The sequence below is a fragment of the Ferroplasma sp. Type II genome, assembly GCF_000496155.1.
The window spans coordinates 43019-67071 of the sequence record NZ_KI542697.1 but is presented as its reverse complement, the minus strand read 5'-3'; the positions used below and the strand labels follow the sequence as shown (position 1 = coordinate 67071).

21 protein-coding genes and 1 tRNA gene are annotated in these 24053 nt (G+C 37.2%); 10 read left to right on the top strand and 12 right to left on the bottom strand.

What is annotated here, in order from left to right; genetic code table 11:
* The coding region (locus AMDU4_RS03255) for a pyridoxal-phosphate dependent enzyme (protein WP_021786557.1) at positions 1-398 on the top strand (398 nt) is incomplete at its 5' end.
* 136 nt (positions 399-534) lie between these two features.
* On the opposite strand, the gene AMDU4_RS03250 is transcribed toward AMDU4_RS03255, so the two are convergent.
* Complete coding sequence (locus AMDU4_RS03250) at positions 535-804, bottom strand: acylphosphatase (protein ID WP_021786556.1); 270 nt, start codon at positions 802-804, stop codon at positions 535-537.
* Between the two features lie 35 nt (positions 805-839).
* Positions 840-1466 carry a helix-turn-helix domain-containing protein gene (locus AMDU4_RS03245; RefSeq protein WP_290704048.1) on the bottom strand — a complete coding sequence of 209 codons (627 nt, stop codon included), beginning with the start codon at positions 1464-1466 and terminating at the stop codon, positions 840-842.
* Between the two features lie 251 nt (positions 1467-1717).
* On the opposite strand from AMDU4_RS03245, the gene AMDU4_RS03240 reads away from it, so the two are divergent.
* The 5 genes from AMDU4_RS03240 to AMDU4_RS03220 all read left to right on the top strand — a co-directional run bounded on the left by AMDU4_RS03240 (position 1718) and on the right by AMDU4_RS03220 (position 6787).
* Entirely contained in the window at positions 1718-2806 is a 1089-nt protein-coding gene (locus tag AMDU4_RS03240; RefSeq protein ID WP_021787236.1) for an IS5 family transposase, read from the top strand.
* 110 nt (positions 2807-2916) lie between these two features.
* Positions 2917-4431: a cytochrome ubiquinol oxidase subunit I gene (locus tag AMDU4_RS03235; RefSeq protein WP_021786553.1), complete on the top strand. Its 1515-nt coding sequence runs from the start codon at positions 2917-2919 to the stop codon at positions 4429-4431.
* Complete coding sequence (locus AMDU4_RS03230; RefSeq protein WP_021786552.1) at positions 4432-5493, top strand: hypothetical protein; 1062 nt, start codon at positions 4432-4434, stop codon at positions 5491-5493.
* 108 nt (positions 5494-5601) lie between these two features.
* Positions 5602-6429 carry an amylo-alpha-1,6-glucosidase gene (locus AMDU4_RS03225; RefSeq protein ID WP_290704045.1) on the top strand — a complete coding sequence of 276 codons (828 nt, stop codon included), beginning with the start codon at positions 5602-5604 and terminating at the stop codon, positions 6427-6429.
* Positions 6350-6787 carry a hypothetical protein gene (locus tag AMDU4_RS03220; RefSeq protein ID WP_394324938.1) on the top strand — a complete coding sequence of 146 codons (438 nt, stop codon included), beginning with the start codon at positions 6350-6352 and terminating at the stop codon, positions 6785-6787. The genes AMDU4_RS03225 and AMDU4_RS03220 overlap by 80 nt, the downstream gene beginning before the upstream one ends.
* Here AMDU4_RS03220 and AMDU4_RS03215 read toward each other — a convergent pair.
* From AMDU4_RS03215 to AMDU4_RS03205, 3 genes are read right to left on the bottom strand one after another with little or no spacing between them, the layout of a single operon-like run.
* On the bottom strand, positions 6784-7809 hold the full coding sequence (locus AMDU4_RS03215; protein WP_021786549.1) for an ABC transporter ATP-binding protein: 1026 nt from the start codon (positions 7807-7809) through the stop codon (positions 6784-6786). The two genes, AMDU4_RS03220 and AMDU4_RS03215, sit on opposite strands and share 4 nt — an antisense overlap.
* The gene (locus tag AMDU4_RS03210; RefSeq protein WP_021786548.1) at positions 7806-8618 is read right to left on the bottom strand and encodes a carbohydrate ABC transporter permease; all 813 of its coding nucleotides are present in this window, start codon (positions 8616-8618) and stop codon (positions 7806-7808) included. The genes AMDU4_RS03215 and AMDU4_RS03210 overlap by 4 nt, the downstream gene beginning before the upstream one ends.
* Complete coding sequence (locus AMDU4_RS03205; protein WP_021786547.1) at positions 8608-9453, bottom strand: carbohydrate ABC transporter permease; 846 nt, start codon at positions 9451-9453, stop codon at positions 8608-8610. The genes AMDU4_RS03210 and AMDU4_RS03205 overlap by 11 nt, the downstream gene beginning before the upstream one ends.
* 609 nt (positions 9454-10062) lie before the next feature.
* Between AMDU4_RS03205 and AMDU4_RS03200 the strand changes: the two genes are divergently transcribed.
* Complete coding sequence (locus AMDU4_RS03200; protein WP_290704040.1) at positions 10063-10380, top strand: hypothetical protein; 318 nt, start codon at positions 10063-10065, stop codon at positions 10378-10380.
* 214 nt (positions 10381-10594) lie between these two features.
* Positions 10595-12022 (top strand): hypothetical protein, encoded by a 1428-nt coding sequence (locus AMDU4_RS03195; protein ID WP_290704037.1) that lies wholly within the window; start codon positions 10595-10597, stop codon positions 12020-12022.
* 141 nt (positions 12023-12163) lie between these two features.
* On the opposite strand, the gene AMDU4_RS03190 is transcribed toward AMDU4_RS03195, so the two are convergent.
* From AMDU4_RS03190 to AMDU4_RS03160, 7 genes are all read right to left on the bottom strand, one after another.
* Positions 12164-13993 (bottom strand): glycoside hydrolase family 15 protein, encoded by a 1830-nt coding sequence (locus AMDU4_RS03190; protein ID WP_021786544.1) that lies wholly within the window; start codon positions 13991-13993, stop codon positions 12164-12166.
* A 136-nt stretch (positions 13994-14129) separates the two neighbouring features.
* On the bottom strand, positions 14130-15212 hold the full coding sequence (locus tag AMDU4_RS03185) for a GTP-binding protein (protein ID WP_021786543.1): 1083 nt from the start codon (positions 15210-15212) through the stop codon (positions 14130-14132).
* Entirely contained in the window at positions 15209-15751 is a 543-nt protein-coding gene (locus AMDU4_RS03180; protein WP_021786542.1) for a HemK2/MTQ2 family protein methyltransferase, read from the bottom strand. Before AMDU4_RS03180 ends, AMDU4_RS03185 begins: the two co-directional genes overlap by 4 nt.
* Positions 15752-15811: 60 nt before the next feature.
* Positions 15812-18496 (bottom strand): AAA family ATPase, encoded by a 2685-nt coding sequence (locus AMDU4_RS03175; RefSeq protein ID WP_021786541.1) that lies wholly within the window; start codon positions 18494-18496, stop codon positions 15812-15814.
* Positions 18496-19617 (bottom strand): exonuclease SbcCD subunit D, encoded by a 1122-nt coding sequence (locus AMDU4_RS03170; protein ID WP_021786540.1) that lies wholly within the window; start codon positions 19615-19617, stop codon positions 18496-18498. Before AMDU4_RS03170 ends, AMDU4_RS03175 begins: the two co-directional genes overlap by 1 nt.
* Positions 19617-21149 (bottom strand): ATP-binding protein, encoded by a 1533-nt coding sequence (locus AMDU4_RS03165; RefSeq protein WP_021786539.1) that lies wholly within the window; start codon positions 21147-21149, stop codon positions 19617-19619. The genes AMDU4_RS03170 and AMDU4_RS03165 overlap by 1 nt, the downstream gene beginning before the upstream one ends.
* Positions 21130-22173 carry a DNA double-strand break repair nuclease NurA gene (locus tag AMDU4_RS03160; protein WP_021786538.1) on the bottom strand — a complete coding sequence of 348 codons (1044 nt, stop codon included), beginning with the start codon at positions 22171-22173 and terminating at the stop codon, positions 21130-21132. Before AMDU4_RS03160 ends, AMDU4_RS03165 begins: the two co-directional genes overlap by 20 nt.
* A gap of 197 nt (positions 22174-22370) precedes the next feature.
* Here AMDU4_RS03160 and AMDU4_RS03155 point away from each other — a divergent pair, with 197 nt between their 5' ends.
* Both AMDU4_RS03155 and AMDU4_RS03150 read left to right on the top strand, forming a co-directional pair.
* Positions 22371-23450 carry a site-2 protease family protein gene (locus tag AMDU4_RS03155; RefSeq protein WP_021786537.1) on the top strand — a complete coding sequence of 360 codons (1080 nt, stop codon included), beginning with the start codon at positions 22371-22373 and terminating at the stop codon, positions 23448-23450.
* Between the two features lie 33 nt (positions 23451-23483).
* Positions 23484-23556 (top strand) — tRNA-Val (locus AMDU4_RS03150).
* The last annotated feature ends 497 nt before the right edge of the window (positions 23557-24053 follow it).

Genomic DNA, 24053 nt, shown 5'->3' with positions numbered 1-24053 from the left:
TTGCAGATGGAATAGCCGTAAAATATCCTGGAAACATAACATTTGAACTGGTAAAAAAATATGTGGACGATATTGTAACCGTTTCAGATGAAAACATTGCATATGCGCTTTTCAAACTGCTTGAACGTGAAAAGGTGCTAGTAGAGCCTTCAGGGGCAGCTGGACTTGCAGCACTGTTTGAAAATAAAATAGATGTGAAGGGCAAAAAGGTTGTTATTATACTGTCAGGTGGAAATGTAAATTTTCTGTTGCTGTCCAATATAATATACAGGGCACTGGAAATGGAGGATAAGTTACTGCGGCTTGAGTTTAATCTGCCCGATCATCCAGGTACAATGGAAAAAATTGTAAATGCAATATCATCTTCAGGGAGCAAACATATACCATGCGGAAGTTGACAATTTAAACAAGGGCACGCCAATAGGATACCAGTACCTTCTGTTTACCATAAATATTCTTGACAGGACCAGAATAGAAGAATTGCTGGCAAATCTTAATAAACTGGGATATAAATACCGCATAGTGTGATAAACATTAATCACGTATTATTTCAAAACCATTAAAATCAGAATCCTCGACGGGCTCTGATTCAACAGATGATATCTCCGCAGACGGTATTTTTCTGCAATATCCCTCAAGAATGGAAATCATTTCCTGATCTCCAGAGAATACAGCCGAAACTGATCCGTCAGGCATATTTTTTACCCAGCCACTGACTCCCAAATCCAGCGCTTTCTTTTTTATATGAGCTCTGAAGCCTATTCCCTGTACAGTGCCATAAAATACATATTTAATTGCAGCCATAGTATATAATGGTACATTTCAATAAAATTTTTTCCCTATAATTTATTTTCTATATAGTCTTTGACCATTTTCCTGAGAGTTTTTCTTAGTATTTCAGACAATGCCGCAGGTGAAATATCTAGCTGTTCTGCTATCTGTGTCATTGTAAGCTTCCTGTCTGGGTCAAAATATCCATTTTCATATAATTTTACAATAATTTCTGTTTCCCTCTGAGTCAGCTCTGGAGTCTCCTTAAATGATATATCTGAAATAGAATATTCAATGTTGTTCTCTTCCAGGCTATGCTTAAGTTCCATTAATTTGGAATAATTTGGAAACAGCAACCGGTAGCTCAGAGTTGTGTGGTTCAATGCCTTGCTGCTTAATATTACGGAATATGAAGAACCTATAATGGAACATACACTGCAACATGAAGCCTTAGCCCATATTGTTTTATTCCCCGTTTTCAAAGTATCGTTGGCAATATTTTTAATGTCCTGAAGGCCCCTATCAGTATCTTCAATTGAATTAAAGGTTATCCTGTGAGTTGTGGTGGTTCCATCAATTTTCAATCTTTCTACGGTTGTTCCCTTAAAATTATCAAATGTATAATTTGTAACCTCACAATCCGTCCGTTTGAATATAATCCATACCTCTATTCCCCTGTTTATTTTACCCAACATATGACAATTACAAACTGCTTTAAATATTTGCCACATATGCACATAAAAATACTTTATATGTTAAGTGGTGCAATTAAATATTAATGTTAAATATTTTATTGAGATTTTCTAATAACCCCTCTCTTTATTATCCTATGAATGTGATTTTCATTTCATCTCTTCAACCACGTTTATTTAAAATATTCAGTTTATCCCATAATTTACTACGTTTGCAAGCGAAACCTTTATTCATGCAATCGCGATCAATATGCATGGACATAATGAATTACGGTCTCCGGGAGAAATATGATCAGTTGAAAAGATTCGGCGACAGGCTTTCCGACATGAAGACTGTCATAGAGTGGGAAAGGATCAGGCCTTTACTCAATGACTTATATATTAATAACACAGAGAAGGGTGGAAGGTCAAATTATGATCCCATACTCATGGTCAAGATACTATTCCTTCAGTCCATATATGGCATAGTTGATGAGTCCATTGAGAAGGAGATACACAATCGCCTGGATTTCATGAACTTCCTGGATTATCCTGAATCGGTACCGGATGCAAGAACCATATGGCTCTTTCGCGAAAGGCTCTCCAATAATCACAAGGACAAGAAGATCTGGAAGGAGATATGGAAACAGTTCAAAGAGAAGGGCATTACAGTAAAGAAAGGTACAATTCAGGACGCCACTTTCATCGAATCGGATCCAGGCCATGGAAAGCACAGGAAAGGTGACGGAACAATACCAATCTATTTGGATCAGAACCCGGTGAAGGAACCTTCAGAATCGGATCATAATGAAGAGAAAACATCAAAGAGGGAGGCAAAGACTGCAAGGAAAATTGAGATTGAACAAAAGAAGAAGGCAAGGGAGGAGGAGCGGAAGAACGCAAAGACAAGGAGATCCAAGGACGGTACCTGGACAGTGAAGAACAAAAGATCCCATTTCGGGTACAAGCTCCACACAATACAGGATTCAGACAATGACATGATACTGAACTATGCAACGACCACTGCATCAGTGCATGACTCGCAGATCGATCTATCCATTCCTGGCATCGTGAATTACAAGGACAAGGGTTACTTTGGCGTTGAAGGAAGGGGAATAGATGCAGCCATGGATAAGGCTGCCAGGGGACACAAGCTGCCAGTGGAAAGCATCCGCAGGAATCTCAGGATAACAAGGAAAAGATCCAGGGGTGAGAGACCGTATTCTGTTATAAAGGGAATATTCCATGGAGGTCACGTATTCGTTACAACAGTTCCCAGAGTGAGGGTCAAGAACATGTTCATGTGCCTTGGCCATAACATGATCTGCGTGATAAGGATGAAAAATAAGGGGATAATAGCGTGAGCTATCAAGAAAGCGACAGAAAAGGGAAAAATATTAAGAAAAGAGCATAAGAAAAAGCCACTTCCTATCAATCTAAACAGAAATTAATTGAAATTCTTTCGAAAGAGTAAGTGATAAGTGAAAATTTAATAGTTGTTAGAAATTATCTATTGATAATAATGGGAATATCATATCCAGTTTGGGATAGTGCAATGTTTGCTTATACAATCTCTGCACATATTTTGATAGTTGCCATCACACTGGCAATGGCACTTTTGATAACTATATCAGAGTATATAGCACTGAAAAAGAAAAATAAATATTATGAAGCCCTAGCACATAAGCTGAGCATAGCACTCGTGATCAATTTTGCCATTGGAACTGCCTCGGGCGTATTTATGGCAGTTGAACTGATGCTTTTCTGGCCAGGTTTTATGAAACTTGTTGGTGCGGTAGCCATGATGAGTTTCTATGCCGAAGTTTTTGCCTTTCTGGTAGAATCTGTAACCCTTATGGTATATGTCTATTTCTGGGATAACTTCAAAAACAGGTGGAACCACTGGCTGGTCAGCTGGGGAGTTCTATTTGGAACAGGCGCTTCTGCCTGGCTTATCACCAACGTCAACGCATGGATGAATACACCTACAGGCTCATTCAACATCGGGAAATACATTAGCAGTGGGGGAAGTGTTATCACAGGGGTAAACCCATTAAAGGTTTTCTATGAACCATCTACAGGGCCGGAACTGTTCCATATGTTCATGGCAATGTATTTTGCAGGTTCAATGGCACTTCTGGCATATTTTGCATACAAATATCTGAAATCAAAAAATGAAGATGAAAAGAAAATAGACAAATACGCCATGCAAATACTTTCAGTAATAGGAATTATAGATATAATATTCATAGGAATAAGCGGATCCATAGAACTGTCAACGTTGCTTACCCTTGAACCATTAAAATATGCAATCCTTGAGCTTAATATGCACCCCGTCATGTCTGGAGCACCAGAGCACATATTCGGATTCATCTCTAATGGCAAATCCGTTGGTTTTATTCCACTTGCAGGTGTACAATCGCTTCTCGCTTATCCATTCACCAAAGGAAACGTTGGATATATCCCCGGCTTGTCATCCTATCCCTCATCAGTATGGGCACCTTCAGTTGTCCATGATACACTGGACCTTATGGTAGGATTCGGTGTGCTGATGGGATTATTCTGGCTGGGAATACTTATACTGAAGATAATAAAAAAGGATATATTCAAAATAAAATGGGTTCTATATGGATTTATAGCCCTAGGATTCCTTGGAATGTTCACAATGGAAGATGGCTGGTACACTGCTGAAGTGGCCAGGGTTCCCTATATTTTACTAATGCCCTATAATTCCGCAGGGCAGCCCATCATAGCAGGTCATTACGGCGTAATGTCAATAGCCCAGGCAGCATCGTACTCTCCAATAGTATGGTATATAGGAATAGTTGTCATACTGTTCTACCTGATACTGATACCCTTTACCTTCTACTTCAATGCAAAGGTATTAAACCTTTCAAATCTGGATGAAGACCTCAGAAAGGCGGAAAGAGAGCTGAATATTCCTGAAACAGGTAAAGACACAAATAGTGTAAATGCGGGGGCGAGATAAATGTCTTTTTCATATCTTGATGCAAACGGCGTGGTTTTAAAGATAGTCATTGCGGCAATGGTTGCGTTCCTGTTTTCTGAATTCATAGCCATATTTCCCATATTCAGCAACTATGAGAAGCATAAAACTGTAGTATTGAAACATATAGTTCCCATATGGGAGATTACCGGAACAATGATAGTCTTCTTTGTAGTGGAGCTTGAACTTATATATTCTGGGATAATACCAATAGCCTCATATCTATTTATTCCGGTTATCGGAACTTTTGTGGTTTTGCTCATACTGAGAAATGTCGCTATAATATATGCGGAATTTATCTGGAAGAAGGTTGACAGCAAACCACTCATGATGTTTTACTCAGGAGCTACGTTCCTCATGGTAATAGGTTTTGTTACGGCAATTGCGGCATTATTAGTGGGCAACAGTGTGTCTACCGCAATCCCCTCACTTCCACCCCTGCTACATATTAACCTTCCCAACCTTTCAAAGTCATATATTGACTACTGGGCATTGCTGACAGCACCTATATATTCAGCGGTTTACTGGGAATTTCTGTTTGGCGCATTGTTCATAGCTTTTGGAATGTCACAGGTATTCTATAGAACAGCAAAACGGACAAGCTATGTTCCACTGCTTACCATAATATTTGGACTGTTCCTGAGCGTGAATGCCTGGAATGTTGTAGCCACCTTAGCGGGTGCAAAATTCATTGGTGACTACATGATTTTACCGGTGATAATAACTCTGGCAGTGCCCTTGTTATATATGTATAAGCCCACAACACAGTTTGCATCGTATAAACCTTTCTGGTTTCTTGCCATGGTAATAGCAGTACTATTCCTTGAATTGCCTATTACCAGAATTGCTGGAGGTGCATTCCCCATTACAGTATTCGCCTCCACAAATTCAATGCAAATAGCAAACTTCTGGCTTAGCATCATAGGTGGAATAATATTCCTGCTGCTTATGATAATGTATGCATATGTATATAACAATGGAAGATTTTCATTCAACCCGGAAAAGATAGAAAAGGCTGAATCTGATAAATCTCAGAAAAATTGAATATTGGTTATTCCGACTTCCATGCAGGTCGGAATTTTATTATTTGCTGGCAATCTGTATTTTTTCTGGTATTTGCAAATGTTAAATATGAATTTTATATGGCTATATATGACTGATAATTTTGAATATGTAAGAGATTCTCTTATAAATGATATAGAGACATTAAAATCAAAGGATGGTTTTCTCTACGCTGGTTTTCCCAGATTTATGGAACTTTTTGGAAGGGATTCCCTAATATCATCCATGGAATTGTCTTATCTATATCCGCAAATACTTAAAAATACACTAATCGCCTTATCTAAAAAACAGGGAACTCAATATAATAACAATACTGGTGAGGAGCCAGGTAAAATCCTTCATGAGATCGCAGAAAAAAATTCTTTTAAAAATAATGCAAATAAGGAAGAATGGGTAAAATCAGGAATTCCTATGTATTATTCAATAGATAGTACTTTATTATTTATTATAGCATGTGAATTTTATTTAACGGGATACAGTGATATGGGATTCTTAAACTCAATTAAAGTTTCATTGGAAAATGCAATAAAATGGTTACTTAATAAATCAGAAAAAAATGAATTTTTAACATATAATATAACTGAAACTCAGGGAAAATTGGCTTCACAGGGATGGATGGATGGTGCCTGGGAAGTTTATAATGGTTTATCAGGGGATATAGCACTAATTGAAATACAGGGATATATGTATGAGGCATTAGAAAAATACAATAAATTATTCCCAGAAAATCTGTTTTATAATCAGATAGGGGATAAATTACACTTTTTAAAGAAAAATCTAGATAAATATTTTTGGATGGGCGAGGAGAATTACTATTCACCGGCAATATCCATAAACGATGGGAGAGAAAGAACATATCCAATTAATCACTTCAAATGCAGGGCACCTTCTGTTTACTGGATTGCCGGAAAGAGTTAAAAAAGAAAGTATAGTAAAAAGAATATTTGAGGATGATATGATGACACCATATGGCATAAGGACATTATCATCGCATAGTAGCAAATTTAATCCATGCCAGTATCAATCAGGGAGTATTTGGCCTAATGATAATTGGATTATACTTAAGGGGTTGAAGTCGTCTGGTTTTACTAAGGAAGCGGATCTATTGAGATCACATTTGATTGATGCCATAATAACATTAAAAAATCCATATGAGTATTATTCCGTTGATGTTGACGATAATATTATTAATCCAGATAATTTGATTAATAAACCCTGTTCACCTCAGGCATGGACAGTGGGTGCATTTCTGAGTATTCTGGATGATAAATTTTAGTTCTGGTTATCGAATACCTCTGAACTACTTGCGTCTTTAGAATATTTTGCTTCCTCCAAAACTCCATTATCGTATATATTGAACCTTTCTAAACCAAAGGATATATCATCATTAACTGCATATTTTTTATCCGTTCTTATTACTATATCAGTTGTGCCCATACGGCAATGCACAAAATAATAGCCTTCCGAATTCTCTACCAGATTTACTTTTGCGGTGATATCATCTCCACTTTTTACCCATCTTGATCTAAAGCCTATAACCTTATCTGGATAACCAATGGTTTCTCCCGGTATGAAATTCATTGGGTATGCACCAATAAAATCACCTATCCACTGTGTCGCTGGTTTTTCATATAATTCTTCATATGTACCCACCTGCTCTATAATGCCATTGTGCAGTACTGCAACTCTATCAGCCAGATTTGATGCTTCTATTTGGTCATGGGTTACATAAACAAATGTGTGGTTAAGTTCCTTTTGAAGCCTTTTTAATTCCTGCCTTGAAGTGTATCTAACCCTAGCGTCAAGGTTGCTTAAGGGTTCGTCCAGAAGGAATAATGCAGGATCTCTCACCAACGCCCTCGCTATAGCCACCCTCTGCTGCTGGCCACCACTTAATCTGGTCACATTCATTTGTAACTGTTCTTCTATTTTTAATAACTTCGCAACACTTCTTACTTTAGTATCGATTTCAGCTTTCTTGATTCTTGCCATTTTTAAAGGAAATGCTATATTCTCATATGTTGTCATATTTGGATATAGGGCATAATTCTGGAAAACCATAGAGATATTTCGTTTATTAGGGGGCTTGTACGTAACATCTTCACCGTTGACGATAATTTTGCCAGCATCAGGTGGCTCTATACCCACAATAGTCCGTAATAACGTTGATTTTCCCTCTCCAGATGGCCCGAGAACAACGAGAAATTCTCCACTTTCAACTTTTAAATTGAGTTTGTTTAAAACTCTAACATTCGAATACGATTTTTCTAGGTCTATCAATTCCATTTTATAACTCATGCTTTCATTCCTCCAGTCAGGTATTCCCCTTTCAAATATTTCTGTAATATAACCACTATGGCAATAACAGGTATTGTCACTAATAAAGCGAAACTTGATGCTATAAAGGGCTCCCCTCTGCTAACATAATTATAAAGGCTCACCGGGAATGTGGGGTTCAATGGTGAGATTATAACTGCATATGTAAATTCATCCCATGAAGTCATCCACGCCAGTAAAAATGAAATTAGCAACGGGACCCGTATTAATGGCATAATAACATTCTTGAAAGAGGAGAACATTGACGCACCATCAATAAATGCCTGATTCTCCAGATCCCGTGGCAATGCTCTGAACCCGCCCAGCATTATAAAAACGGAGATAGGTAAAACTACAAGTTCCTGCGCTAATGCAATTCCAAATATATTATTGTAAAGGCCTATTCTGATGAAATAAACTGAAATTGGTATTGCTATAACTATCGCCGGCATCATATTAACAACGAATAACAACATAATTATCCTATTTGAAAATCTTGCAGCAAGTTTATTTAATCCGTAACCTGCAGGTGTTGCCAGCACAAGAGCGAGAAACCCCACAGTAAATGCAACGATAACGCTTCTTATAACAGGCCTAATTAAGGATAGATTCTTTAAAGCTGATTCAATATTGGCTAAGGTGAATACAAATGGCAACTGATATGGATGTACTCTATCAAATGTGAGGCTTATCGGTTCAAAGGCAATAAGTATTAGAATGTAGAGTGGATAAATGAATACCAGAGCAAGTATTATAGCCATTATATAAGATGATATATTTTTATTTTTCATATTGTGCCGTCCCTCCGAATTTTATTATTACAAATGCAAAAACCAAAATTATTAGCAAAAGCACCGTAGCAGCAGCGTATGAGTAACCAACTGAAGATATAGAGTTAAAATATTCATACACAAGCGTATTTATTAAAGATGGGTGATAGCCTATTAATATTAATGGTAAAGCGAATATATTAAATTCACTAACGCCCCTTATTAAAAGAGCTATTGCAATAAAGGGCGCCAGATTTGGAAGTGTTATATAGATAAATCTTCTTAAAGGGCCAGCCCCATCGACGCTGGCGGCCTCATTCATTGAAGGGGGTATACTAGAAAGTCCACCAAGCAATATTAAAGCTACCAACGGCGTATTCTTCCAAAAATCTGCAAACATCACAACGCCCATAGATGAATAAATGTTGGAATACCAGTTAACATCTTGAATGCCTAATGAATGCAGAGTTGAGTTTGCGAATCCTCCTACGGGACTAAAAATAAGCGCAAAAATAAAAGCGGAAACAACTGTGGCAACACCATATGGTATTATAAACACTGTAGAGAAAAATTTGTTCCCCTTTAAGGATTTAATTAAAATGTTAGCTATAAGCATAGCAAAAAAGAGCTGAATTAATAAAGCGCCGAAACTAACAATCACAGTATGAATTATCGAGTTAAGAAGGCCTGCTTGAACTATGGCAGTATAGTTTGATAAAGAATAAACCCCCCTTGATGATTTAAAGCTAAAAAATACTACGGATGCGGCAGGAAAAAAGGATAAAATTGCTACGTATGCTAAGGCCGGAAGAACGAAGAGCAAATATTTATAGTTTCTATATTTTTTTACGTACATCAGGAATTATTTATTGAAATGTTATATTTAAACATTTGTATTATGACAATAATCTATTTATAAGTATTTCTGTCGATAATTTTTATTATTATTGAATATTTGGTTAGTTTATACATAAAACTTTGCTATTTTTAATTTAATTTCTGAATATTTATGCAAATTAGGAGGAAAATACGAATACGGTCTATTTTTTACTTTTTTCGTACAAATTTTAATTTTTGTTTCGTCCTATTATCTCTACTTTATATCCTGATGCTGTCATCGTCCCCTCCTCACTGAAGATTTGGATATTACCCCTTCATTTGTTATAAGGGGCTTAACCAATATTTCACTTTTTTATGATCTTTTTACCCAAGTTCTCTACTTTCTGAATGTATTGTTTTAGATGTACCATATTTCATTATAATCATATGCAATTCATTTTTCCATATGGTTAGAAATTTCCATGAGCAGATATGTATAAAAAATATAGTATTTATTGAAATATTATTTATTCAATAGTATTTCAGTGAGAACATCTTCCCGACTGACGACCATAATATCCTTGAATGCCTATTCCCTATTTATAATAAAGTTGGGAAATATAATATATCTATTGAAGTTAGGCACATGGGTCTTCAGCAAGACGGGTTAGAGAGCATCTTCCTCAGGAAACTATGCAAGACAGAATTGTACCTCCGTCTCATGGTTTCCGGAAGGGTTCTCCTCGAAATCGCAAGCATAAGATACATAAACAGATATCCAGGCATTCGTGACAATATGGGCAAGAGGAAAAGCTGGATATCCTTTGAGATACTTAAATCCCTGTTTATGGGTTTCAAGAAATACGGCGATTCTTTCATTCAACCTGTAAAGAAATCACTCACGAATCCATACAGGTCAACAAGAGTCCTTATGGGTAAATTTAAAGAATTAAATTCTGAATGATGAATATAATTAACACAAAACTTTAGGTATTATGATTATTTAAATTCCATATCCTTGGAACAACCCGCACAAAAATCGGACGACCCCTAATTAATAGATAGATATAGATATACTATAAATATTAAAAGTGTTAAGTTTAGAAGAGTTAATATACTTAACGCAAAAATTTAGGTTTAATAATAAAATTTATATACATCCTATTAAATACGGTAGTATGAAAAACCCAGAAGAAGGATTGAAAAAACCAAAGAAGAATCTTTTGGTTAAGGTTATTGCAATAGCAATTGCAGTGGTGGTTATTGGTGTGGTAATCTACGAAATGTTACCGTATGTATTACCAAAACCAGCTCCAGTACAAACACTGGAAGTGTATCCTGGACCAAGTGGGCCGGCTAACTCAGATCATCTACTAGGGGGATGTGTTATTGGTGAGGCAAATACAACAGGGCTATCTGGAAGTAAGGTAGCGGCAATGGATACGTTTATATCCTATATGTTGTCTCCTCCAGTACAGTTTGCATGTGAGAAAGCTACAGGATTTATACCAATAAGCTCACATAACACAAGTGTGATGCCAGCAGATCTATATAAAGGGAGTACAACGGTAGATATAACATATTTCACTAGCATATCACCATCGGATTACACATTTACAAAGAGTATGGTCAACGCCTTCAATAGCCATTATACGAATATAAAAGTCACATCCAAAGATGAGGTTGCTACAAGCATAATTACTGGAGTTGAAAGTGATATTGGTGCTAAGACGACAACCCCTATAGTAGTGAGCATAGATAATCTTGACATCGGAGTTCTTGCCTATCATCATTTTCTCGCTAACATGAACTACAATGGCACTTTAAATGCACAAAGTGTAATGCCAGCACACGTAATACCATCCATAGTAAAGCTAACAAACTATACGAGCACAGTATTTGCAGGCAGCATACCTTTTATAACACAGATAATAAATACACCATTGGTATGGATAGACCAAACGGCTTTAAAGGCTGCAGGGATAAGCAAGGAGCCGCAAAATTATACTGCTCTTCTCAGTGATGCAAAGACTCTTTTCAATAAGTATCACCGGGGCATGATCAACTTCCAGGGACATGGCGGTGCAAGTACTGCAACGGAGTTATATCAACTGTTTGTACAGTTTGGTGGCAATCCTGTGATGTTTAATTCAACACACGATGTGAGTGCGATGTATTATGTATACAACTTAAGCAAATATTTCAGTCCGGAGTATAAAACATCATATTGGGCATCCTATAAAGGGCTGGCTGCAAATAAATATACAATGATGGATTATCAGTGGCCAGGATCGGTAGATCTTAAAACGGTCGGAATGAACACCACACAGATAAGTGGGAGTAATTCCGTATTGAATGTATCAATAAAGGCATTAAGTGAAGGCGTATTTATCAGGGACCCAGTACCATGGATAGGACACTGGCAGACACTAATGGATAATGTTTGGACAAGCCTTATACTTGATGGGCATTCACAGAATTACACCACAATATCCAGCGCATTGAATTCGGTTAATTCACAGATGTTCAATTATCTGGTCGCCAATTACAACTTAACGGTTGCACATGACTATGAAAAAGGAATGTATAAACCCATAATAGTCTAAAATAATTTTTTATAATTTTAATCTGTTTTTAAAATAAAAACTACAAATTTTTTTTCTAATATTTATAATGTAAAATTTCGAGACTTTTCCGTACGGTACTGAATATTATATTCCTGTATAATGACTATTGGGGAAGTAGAATTACTCTGAGCTTTTACCTAAAACTCTATTCAATTTTATTGCTGCCCTTATAACGCCCAGATGGGTGATAGCCTGGGGAAAATTGCCCAGTAGCTCATTACAGTCATTAAAGTCTATTTCCTCCGAGAAAAGCATCAAATGATTAGAGTGTTTCAACATATTTTCAAATGTCTCTTTAGCTTCATTTATACGCCCTAACAGTATCAAATCTTCCACATACCAGAAGGACATGAGTAAGAAAGCATTGTCCTTCCCCTGAAGATAATCATCAATAATATATCGTCTAAATAGCCCACATGGGTTCTTGAGATCCTTCTCAACTTTTGCGATAGTGGATATGAATCGAGGATCGGTAGCCTTAATAAAGCCGGTTAAGGGCATTCTCAACACTGATGCATCGACTTCATCGCTACCATAATATTGGGTGAATGCACCAATGGTGGAGTTATATCCCTTCTCAAGTATGTCTTTTTTTATTTCATTTTCTATGCTGCGCCATTTACTGTACGGTGCATGATAGTCAAGTGCTTTGCCCATTTTAATTGCTCTGTCAAATGCCGCCCATGATATAAATTTGGAATATAGATAATGCTTTGGTTCTGATCTAATTTCCCAAATGCTTGAATCAGGCAATTTCCATAAATCCTTAAGTGTGTCCAGAAGTTGAATTACAAAATCCCAGAGCTGTGTACTTACAAGGCCGCCTGCTTCCTGAAATCTGAATACAGCGCTTACTAAGGATCCGTATTGATCTATTTGAAGCTGGTCCGACGCCTTGTTCCCATTTCTGACCGGAAGGGAGGCCATATGCCCTGAAAGATTTACTATTTCCTCATTTAAGTTGCCATCGCCGTTTATGGTATAAATTGTTTTTAACTTTTTATCCCGCTGAATTATTGCCATTATATTATATAGGAATTTTGCAGATTCCTCGGTCAAACCAATGAAAGAAAAGGCTTCTATAACGTAGGCAGTATCCCTGATCCATGTATGTCTATAATCCCAGTTTCTTTCACCACCTATTACCTCGGGAAGGCTTGTTGTTGGGGCTGCTACCATCATTCCTGTAGGGCCATGGAAAAGCCCCTTTAATGTAACTGCCGATCTTATAACATAATCACGATACATGCCGTTATAATTTATTTTCTCGGACCATGATTTCCAGTATCTCCTAGTTTCTTCCAATCTGTTGGCTGATCTGTATTGTTTTACATTTCCTATCTGCCTTACTCCACTCTGTATAACTATCCATTCGGATGTATCTTTCTTCAAAATAATGTTATTATAGACATTTCCCCTTCCCTTAATTAATTTAATATTAGTAGAAATGCCAAGTGTTTGATCTTCCGAAGAAAAAAGGTATCCATAACTATTTCCTGTTATTTTTTTCTGGCCTGCCCCAAAATTAAAATTTGGTTTTAAATCTATAGATACCTCAACATCAGAACTTGGTGCTTCTATAAATCTATGTATTTCAGGGAAATTTATTGTTCCGGACTCCGAAATCGGGAAGAAATCTGTAAGCCTGAGAATGACCTGATCATCCTTTATAAATTCTGTAATCAATACATTAGTGTACTCCTCATAAAATTGTTTAACGTAGCATTCCATAATGGGTTTAATTTTAAAATAACCTCCATTTTGTGAGTCAAGTATGGCATCAAAAACAGGGTTAGAATTAAAGTCTGGCAAACATGCCCAGTCTATGGTTCCATCTATTCCTATAAGTCCCGCTGTTCTACTATTTGCAATGAATCCATGATTTGCTATTTTTAGATGCCCCAGATTATATGCCTGCGTGACATTGTAAAGCCCATTATCTATACTCATTTAAACTAAAACGTTACCATGTATAAAGAGTTTTTGAGTACGTACATAGAGGGATTACGGAGATATAATATACAATAAAAACAATCATTAAGAGTGTTGAGAAGGTGCACTGACTTTATCCTGAAAAGATGTGCTATTAGTACCTGCTTATTATTGTTACAACGTCTTCGTCGTTTATCTTATATTCCAGACCAACCCGCGCCTCTATTTTTCTTGAGGGCCCAGTTATAATTGCATATCTAAATGTAGAGATCATTTCCCTGCTAATCTTTCGGCAGACATCCCTTATTGTTGCACCCTCACTCAGTATAAGGGGTCTATCGTAGTCCACCTCCCCTGCCTTGTTTCTCATGTATACTCTTACCATATCAAGGGATTTATAAATCATATTCTTCATAGTCTCCAGATTATATCCTGTTTCAGCCGAAACTTCTATGTAATTACCGAAGTTCTTTAGCTTCTTCTTCAATTTATCCTCATCATGTGGCATATCTATTTTATTTACAACCATAAAGGATTTTATATAAACTATGTTTCCCTTGAAAAAATCTATAAGATCATCCATTCCAACATTTTCCCGGATATAAATATCGCCGTTGACTACCTTAAACTCCTTGGCAATATCCCGTATATCTTCATTGTTTATTTCAACATTTCTGGGTTTATGAATTTTCAATCCACCATAATTACTACGCTTAAATGATATATCCTTTCTTTTTCTGTTGAGTACTATTCCTGCTTTGTAAAGCTCTGCAACTATTCTCTCAAGTCCCTTCAATTGTATGTCAGTAACCAGTACGATAAGATCGACATTTCTTATGGTACTTATGATCTCCCTTCCCCGGCCGGCACCCAGGGCAGCATTGTCTATAATTCCTGGAAGATCCAGTATCTGTATCTGTGCCCCGTTGTAGTTTAATGTTCCAGGTATAACGGTAAGTGTTGTGAATTCGAAATTTCCCACGGTACTTTTTTTATTCGTAAGTGCGTTCAGAAGTGAACTCTTACCCACATTGGGGTATCCGACCAGAGCCATGGTGGCGTCTCCACTTTTGGAAACCGAGAAACCATAGCCACCAGATTTTTTGTGGGATTCCTCTTCCAGTTCCAGTTTTGACATTCTGGCCTTAAGCAACCCTATATGCTTTTCGGTGGCCTTATTTTTCTGTGTTTTCTTTATTTCGTCCTCTATTTCCTTTATTCTTTCCTGTATTGTCATTTTCTCACTTTTAGTTCAAAAAGCACTATGGCCTCGAAATCAAAACTCAACGATTTAATTTTAATGAATTCATAGTTTGTGTTTTTCTTTATAAATGATTCCATATCCGTCAAATCAGAAAGTACTATGTAGATATTGCCTCCGGGGTTCAGGTATTCATGGGCAGTTTCCAGAAATCTCCCTGTTACGGCAAAACCATCCTTTCCACCTGACCACTGTGGACTTTCTCCCTCAACAGGAAGATATGGGGGGTTAAATATTATGGTATCATATTTTCCATGTACGTTTTCGAACAGATCCGACATAACTATATCTAAATGCACATTATTGATGGTTGCATTGTGCCATATCAGTCCTACTGCCTTTGGTGAAATATCGGCTGCAGTGACATTATGCCCCTGGCTTGCCAGCGTTATAGCTATTAATCCTGAGCCAGAACCCATTTCCAGGACATCTTTTCCACATTTTACATTATCCAGAATAAGGTAAGTATCCTCTGCCGGTCTGTAAACATCATTAGAGTAATCAAGATTGATCATGATTCTTTATAATATCACAAAGATATTTTATGTTTATTGAATTTTATTACTATTCATGGATCAGGATGAAATTACACGGGATATCCCACCAGTTTTTATTATCTCATAGGATGCATCTGCTACAGATATTAACTCGCTGTGGTGTGTTATCATTATCATCTGTGGAACTAGATTTTCTCCCTTCAGTGAATAAAGTATAATATCCTTCAAATTATTCCTTCTGTCCTCATCCAGAAAATTCGTGGGTTCATCCATAATTATGGTGCTTATCCTGTCCAGTACATATTCTGCAACAGAAAGCCTTATGGCAATGGCAAGTGCCGTTTTTTCACCACCGCTCAGTGATTCCAGTGTCTGTTCCATGGAATTCTGTGTGACTTTTATATCAAAATTTTCATCGATGGAAATGTCGTCAAAATCCAGGTTAAATGACTGCAGATATTTTCTGGTGAGGTTGGTCATCGAAGCGGATGCGTCCTTTCTTATTATTGCCTGGATTCCATTATAATCAAATGCATCCCTTATTTTCCCAAGTGTAGATATGGACTTCTGGAGCTTTTTGTATTTTTCGGCATCCTGTTCAAGATCCTTTGCAATGTTTTTGTTTTCTGCTATTCTTTCGGAGTAAGATTCCACGAGGGTATTCATTTTGATGCTTTTCTGATTTGCATCCCTGTACAGTGATTCCATTTCGTTAACCTGATCATCTAAACCCTGGTATTTTTGCAACTCTCTTTCATTTACTTCCACTTCTTTTCCAATATCAACAATTGATTTTTGCCTTTCCTCTATTTCATACTCTAAGGATTCCAGGTGTGCTTCCATTTCACGTTCCCGGTCAACTTCTATTTTAAGCCGGTCTATTTCTGAGGAGATTTGTCCGGTCTTTAGGTACTCATCGTATTCAGGCAAAAAGCCTATTTCTGATACAAATTTCTCCATATTTTTCCTGTATCCCGAAATGGATAATTCTGCATCCTCGATTTCCTTTCTGATAGCTCCGATGTCAATACCGGAAATAATGCTTTTATGCCGCATGTATTCATCTTCATATGGCTGGATAACTTTCATATTTTTATCCAGTTTATCATTCTCATTTGAGAGTTCGATGAACAGTTTATGGCCATTTAAGTTATTCCCAAGTTCTCCCTCCAGAGTGGCCTTATCACTTTCCATGGATTTAATTTCCTGAATATATGATGCTGCCGTTTCTGTTTCCGTGTTTCCGAATATTTTGTATTGATTTTCCAGTTTCTCTATATCTTCTTCAATGGATTTCTTCTCTGATTTCAATAGTTCAATGTTTTCGAGGATTTTTTTTGATTTCTCACTGTATTCCATAAGGATGGATTTCATATGGTCAGGGGTAAGGTCTGTGCCACACAGTGGGCAGGTGTTCTTTCCATTAAGTGTATCCATATTTTCCCTTGCTTCTTTGAGTGCCTGATTATATGATACCACTGTAGATTTTATTTCTGATTTTCTAGATGTTTTTTCTCTCATTTCACGATTAATCTCTTCCCTTCTTGTTCTGGAGTTTATTAAGGCATCCATAGTAAAACCGGAGGATTTCATAAAATTTTCAAGGAATGTTTTACTCCTATCCAGCCTTTCAGACAGGGATTTTAACTTGCTGTCTGTGGTCAGGTATGTCTCATGTGTTTTTCTATATTCCTTAATTTTCTCACTGTTTGATATGTATTTATCATGAAGTTCTGAATAATTATTATGGTATTCTGAGAGGCTTTCAAGTTTTTTGGCATATTCCTCATACTCCGTTAGTTTTGATTTGGCCCTTTGTTCATCCTTCAAGGCGTTGTCCATTCCAGATTTCTCCAGGAAGTAGTTGTTTATAGGATCCCTGCTGATATAATATGGATTGGATTGCAGTTTTTTAACCTTATCAGATGTGGATTTAATTTTTGAGATGCTGGATTTCAGTTGTTCTGCATTATTTTCCCTTGTGGCTATTTCATTTTCATACTTTGAAATGCTTGATTTCAGGTGTTGAATAAGTGATTGTATTCCATCCCTTTCCTTCTGCCTAACTCTCAGTGCATCAAGTTTCCTGGAATACTTTTCTGTCTCGGTTTTTGCAATGGAGAGCGATTCAAATGCAGAGCTTTTATCTGCCTCCAGTTTTGTGACATCCTGCGTGGTCTGTTCCAGCCTGTCGCTTGAACCCTGGAGAAGCATGGTTTCATCCCTGAAATTGCCTATGATTTCCCTGAGGCGGTCAGCGCTCCTTGATAGTGATGTAAGCCCTATTATGTCGGAAAACATAGTTTTTCTCTCCTTTGGAGTACCTGATATCAGGGAATCCATCTGCCCCTGCTCAACAAAGACAGAATTTTTGAATACGTCCCTGGAAACATTTAGGATTCTTGTTATTTCTGAATTTACACCCTCATATGTTTCTGCGGTCATTACACCGTTCTTCTTTACATATGCAAGCCTTTCTGCATTTTTTGCCTTTTTTACACCGAAATGCCTGTAAACCTCGTAATGGTCTCCGCTTATATTAAAATTCAATGTGATTTCAAAGAAATTTTTTCCCTTTTTTATAAGTTCATTATTTTTTTCATTATTCCTGGATTCTGCGAACAGTGCAAATTTTATGGCATCAAGTATGCCTGTTTTCCCTGCACCGTTCTTTCCGGTAATTATGTTCACTCCCTGTTCAAAATTTATTTCCGTATTCTCATGCGACAGAAAATTTGAGATTTTTATGGATTCTATAATCATTATTCCACCTGCATTATCTCTTTTATAAGCCTGTATGATGTTTCACTGTCCTCATTTTTTATGGAATTGAATATATTTTCTGCCAGCTGCGCCATAGTATCGTCCTTGAAATATGCCCTGAAATAGTCCTGCAGTTTGGACATGTTGGGTTTCTCCTCTATGCTTTTTACCTCCTTTTCGAATACCGGGCCCCTGATGATAACATGGTCAAGTGCCTTGATCTTGGATTTTACCTCATCTCTGTCAGATTCCCCATGAATAGTTACAGATATGAGAGGTTCTTTCTCATTGCTTTTCGGGGCTTCAATTATTTTTAGTGTATCTTCAAGGTAGTTGGCAAAATCGGAACTTACAGTGTTCTGATATCTTGTTGTCTTTAACTTTATTCTCTGTGCATCTATTTTTCCCTTTTCAATATCAACAAGATTTACTGATTTCCCGTTTCTCAGAAAATTCTTAATCTCGTTTGTGCTGTTTAAATCTGTGGATCCTGCATAGGAAAACACAGGATACTTATCTGTGATTAAATAGGAATCGTGGACATGGCCGAATGCAAGGTATTTATAATTTACCGGGAGATCCTTTGAATCAACCTCACACGCCTCTGCTATGAGATATGGTGAAACACCCTGATGTGACATTATTATGGAATTCCTGTATGATTTTGCTTCCACATCTGCTTTCCTGTACTGTTCCACCAGGCTGTTTTTTCTTAATCCTTTCATATTTGAGATACCGGAAAGCAGTATATCCTCATTGCCATAATTTATTACAATGCTCTGGAGCCCCTCTGTCCCAAGAAGTTTTACACCAAGAAAATCAAATATTCTCGATGCTATTTCGTCCGTTCTCTTTGGACGGTCATGATCGCCCATTATCAGATACATTGTTTTATTCTTTTTATAAAGTTTTATCATGGCCTTCTTGAATTCATTCATTGCCCTGTTTGAAGGCGACCATGTATCAAATAAATCCCCTGTGTGGACAAAGAAGTCAACGTTCTCTTCCAGCCCTAAATCTATGGCTTCATTGAATGATTCGTAGAAATCCTCTTCCCGCAAATCCATCATGTACTGCTTATAACCCAGATGTGTGTCCGATAAATGGAGAAAACGCGCCATTAAAATTCCCCCAGGAGGTCCTTAGCCTTTTTCCTTACTTCAGATGGATCGTTCTTTTTCCTTACCTCCTCCCTTGCCTCCTTGAGAAGTGCTATTACATCAATATCTGAACCTCCTGCCATAGTTTCCCTGTCCCTTATTTTGACTATGGCTGGCATTTTCACGATCTCTCCAACTATTATAGCCTCCCCTGTGTCTAATGATGGGAGATCGTTCATGAGATAACCTGTAATGTTTTCACTGCTTTCCAGTATGGCATTCTGGTCCGATGGATTTGTGACACGGAGTATAATCTGTGAATTGCACTGGCTCAGGACATCGGCATCTATTTTCCCTGGGCGCTGGGTGATTACCACAAGGAATATTCCAAATTTCCTGCCCTCTCCTGCTATTTTTTTAATCATTTTAGCTATATTGCTGTTGGTTCTCGGTGGAACAAAATTATGTGCCTCCTCAATAAAGACGAATACAGGGTATTTGAATTCCGATGATAGCTTTACATCGTAAATAGAGCTTAAAACCCTGTATGAGAAGTAATTAGCAAGGAACTGGTCCATTCCCGATAAATCCATTACTGACATTTTCCCGGGACCAAGATAATCGTTTATCCCGGTTGTGTAATCCTGGAATATATCCTTTATTTTCTTTAAAAAAGTAAGCCTCCCCCGTATTTTCTTGTAATCCTCCTGGGAAAGTGATTCAGCTGTCTCAAGAAAATCATTAAGATCCTTTCTGCCCTTCATTTTCTTGTATATGTCATCCACAATTGAAATAAGGTTAGTATAGCCTTCCCTTATGTCCATTATACCCTTTACGTCATCAGGAGAAAGGTCACTGAACCTGATTGTAAAGTTATTTATTATCCCAACATCGTTATTTGTGTATCTTCCTGTACTCAATGGTGTCCTGAAGACGCTTATTCCGTCAGAATACATTTTTCCATTCGTACCCTTCTTCATGAACACATAATCTGCATGTGGATCAAGGACTATAATTGATGCACCTTTCTTGAGAAGTTCCTCCATTATGACGGCTGCTGTATGGCTTTTTCCTGCCCCGGTTTGTGCCAGTATGGCAAGATGGCGCCTCAACCCGTTGACATTTAGGGCAACCCGTACATTATTGTCTGGCAATGACCCAATATCCAGAGATTTCTCATCATTAAATGTAAATACCTTCTGGAGTATTTCATCACTGGCAGGATAAACGGGCATTCCCGGTTTTATGATTTCCCTTGACTGGGAAAGAAACCCATTTTCAAGCCTTCCCAGTATAGTTGAAATACATATATTCACAAAATCGTTCAGCCCGGTTTTAGCATAGCGGTCAATGCTCTGGTAATCCATGCTGTCATTCATTAACTCGCTTTTTGATATTACCTCCTCTATTCTGCCTATCACCGTTTCCTCTCTGATTTTTAAATAGACATATTCCCATTTTTTTATATTGCTTTCATCCGATATGACAAACTGAAATTTTCCAGAAGTATTTTCACCGATTGTATAGCCTATTTTAGGCTCTGATTCTTGCACGTCTCTCACCCCTCGTTTCATAGAATGTTATTCCAAGTTTTCTTTCCAGTGCACGCATATATATCTTCTCCATTTCTGCTGACCTGAACTTGACTTTCTTGTCCACATCAACCAGCCACAGGTTATAAACCTTGTACCCTGTATAACCGTAAAATAGTGTATTTATTATCTTCTCGTCCAGATTGTATGGCTTCTGGTCCAGATCTTCCCTTATGAAATCCCTTGACAGTACCTGGACTTTCATAGGCAAATCCAGGGGATCAGGAAGAATATCAAAGGAAACATAATTTATGTCTGTGCCCTCCAGACTTTTACGGTACATTACTGGAGTTGTATATCCACTTTCCTTTGCAAATGATTTTATTATATAATGGTCATTTCTATAAATGCCCGATTCCTTTTCTTTTATCTTCAGGGTTTCTGCGTCATTGCGGGCAGTGCTTAAAAGATATTTTTTGAAGGATTCAGTATAACTGCTTTTTGCCATGAATATGAGCGTTGTGCCTCTCTCATAGGCTTTTCTTATGAGTTCTTTAAGTGTTTTCATATAATCATACATGAAATTTTCATATTTTTCAATGGAAAGTGACTCGATTCTATGTGATAATCTGCCCTTCAAAGAACCGTCCACGAATATGTATTCCGGAGAATTTTCTTCCAGAAATTTTATTATTGATTTATGCTCTAAATGCTCCATGAGCAGTATAGTAAAGTTTCTCTGGTCAACTGGATCAACTGCAACAAGGTCAGCATGAAAGTCTGATGTAATACTGTTATTATAAAGGGTATACGCCCTGATAATTACTATATTTTTACCATTGTATAGCATCCTCAGGAATTCTGAGCTGTCTGTTGCTGCCACATCTATTTTTCCTGGGTCATATGGAGTGAACTTAATATAATTTGAATTGAATAGTTTTTGATAGAATTTATATATGTCAGATGTTTCATCCAACTTTAGGTCATGTTTCATTAAATTCCCATTTTTTTCCAGGTAGTTCATAAAATCAGAGAATGTATCCATTTTAAAACACTATACTTCATTTAAAAATAAATCTTTCCATGCATTAAATAGTGAATGCCTCACCTATAAATTGTAATCCCTGTACATAAAAAATAAATGCATTAATAAATTTTCAAAGGCATAAAACTTTAAAAGCATTACTACATTATTGGTTAATTACCACGATTAAATAAAATACAGTGGATGCAGGTGTCATTATGTTTCAAAGTGTAAAGGTTGAAAACGAGAATATGGAAAAGGTCATTGATATTGTAAAATCAAAGATCAATACATATGAAGTTCTGGCCAACCCTGCAAGCATTAAATTCCTTTTTTTTGACAGTGACAATCCCGATATTAACTTGCAATTCGACGAATTAAGGAAAATACTAGTGCCCATGGGTTACATACCCATGCTAGTGTTGGATGTGGAACATTATGTTGAGGTGGGAATAAGGCCGAAAGCCTCGTACAGGAGCAACAAGGTAAATCTCATTATGCTGATATTAACACTGGTATCTACAATATATGTTGGATCCATATACGCAAGCAGTTTTGTGTATCCAGGACCCTTAGCTGAAGAATATAAACTGCTTTACGGGTTTGTTTTCTTTTCCCTTCCACTGATGTTTATACTTGGAATACATGAAACAGCACATTATATAGTTGCAAGGAGGTATAGCGTCAATGCATCACTTCCATTTTTTATCCCGTTTCCCTATATGATAGGAACATTCGGAGCATTTGTCTCACTCAGGGATCCTGTACCAACAAGAAAGGCCATGGCAGAAATAGGTGCTGCAGGACCTATTGCAGGATTTCTTGCTGCTATTCCATTAATGTTTGTTGCACAATATTTAGAGGGAATATTTAAGCCCATAGGCAATTATATACCATTTGTACTTAACTATCCTGAGATTTATCATCTGTTTGGCATTGTAGAACCTACAAATGTCCCTATATTCCCCATGGTTTTTGCTGTCTGGGTTGGAATGTTCGCAACAGCAATGAATCTCATACCTGCGGGACAGTTAGATGGGGGCCATATAGCAAGAGGAATACTGGGGCGAAAATCATACATAATTGGGTACATATTCATAGGATTCATGCTTTACCTGACTATCGCATATCATTACATAGGCTGGTTTTTCCTGGCTTTGTTCGTGATTTTCATGGGAATGGTACATCCGCCGGCATTGAACGATTATGAAAAGATATCAAAATTTGATATAGGAATAGCAGTATTTTCACTGGTAATGTTTGTGCTCACATTTACTCCACTTCCCATTAAACCCTAAAAAATTAATAACTAAAAACAGATATAGAGTGACGGGCTTGTGGTCCAGTGGTTATGACGCTTCCCTCACACGGAAGAAATCGCCGGTTCAAATCCGGCCAGGCCCATTTAAAAATGTCAGCAAATCCTGCTTTCTAAATGATAGATGGAAACCCACATTAATTTTGGTAGGTTAAGATGTTCACACCTAAAATAAACAAATTTTTTTAAATATCTCATTTAATCATCTCTTAATTTTAGGTCTCTAACACGTCCTTTTCAGGTAAAAAAAGTATTTATTCACCAAACTCAGTTGTTTGATTGATACTGATCATCCTCGCTTTTTCTAGCTTCATAGAGGCGAGTGAAAGTCCCAGTGCAATTATTACACAAATTCCAGAAACTAATGGGAGCACTGATATGGAAAAGTGTCCTAATAGACTCCCCCCAAACCGGAAAAATAAACAGGAACTCTACCTATAATAATAGGAATAAGGAAGAGAATGCCTAAATTTTCGACATGATGAAACTGCCTTTGTCAGAAAGAGCAGAAAGATGTGTGTTGAGAAATAGGTGACAGGCACGGTAAATCCGAACTCATCAAAGACATAAAACCAACTATTCG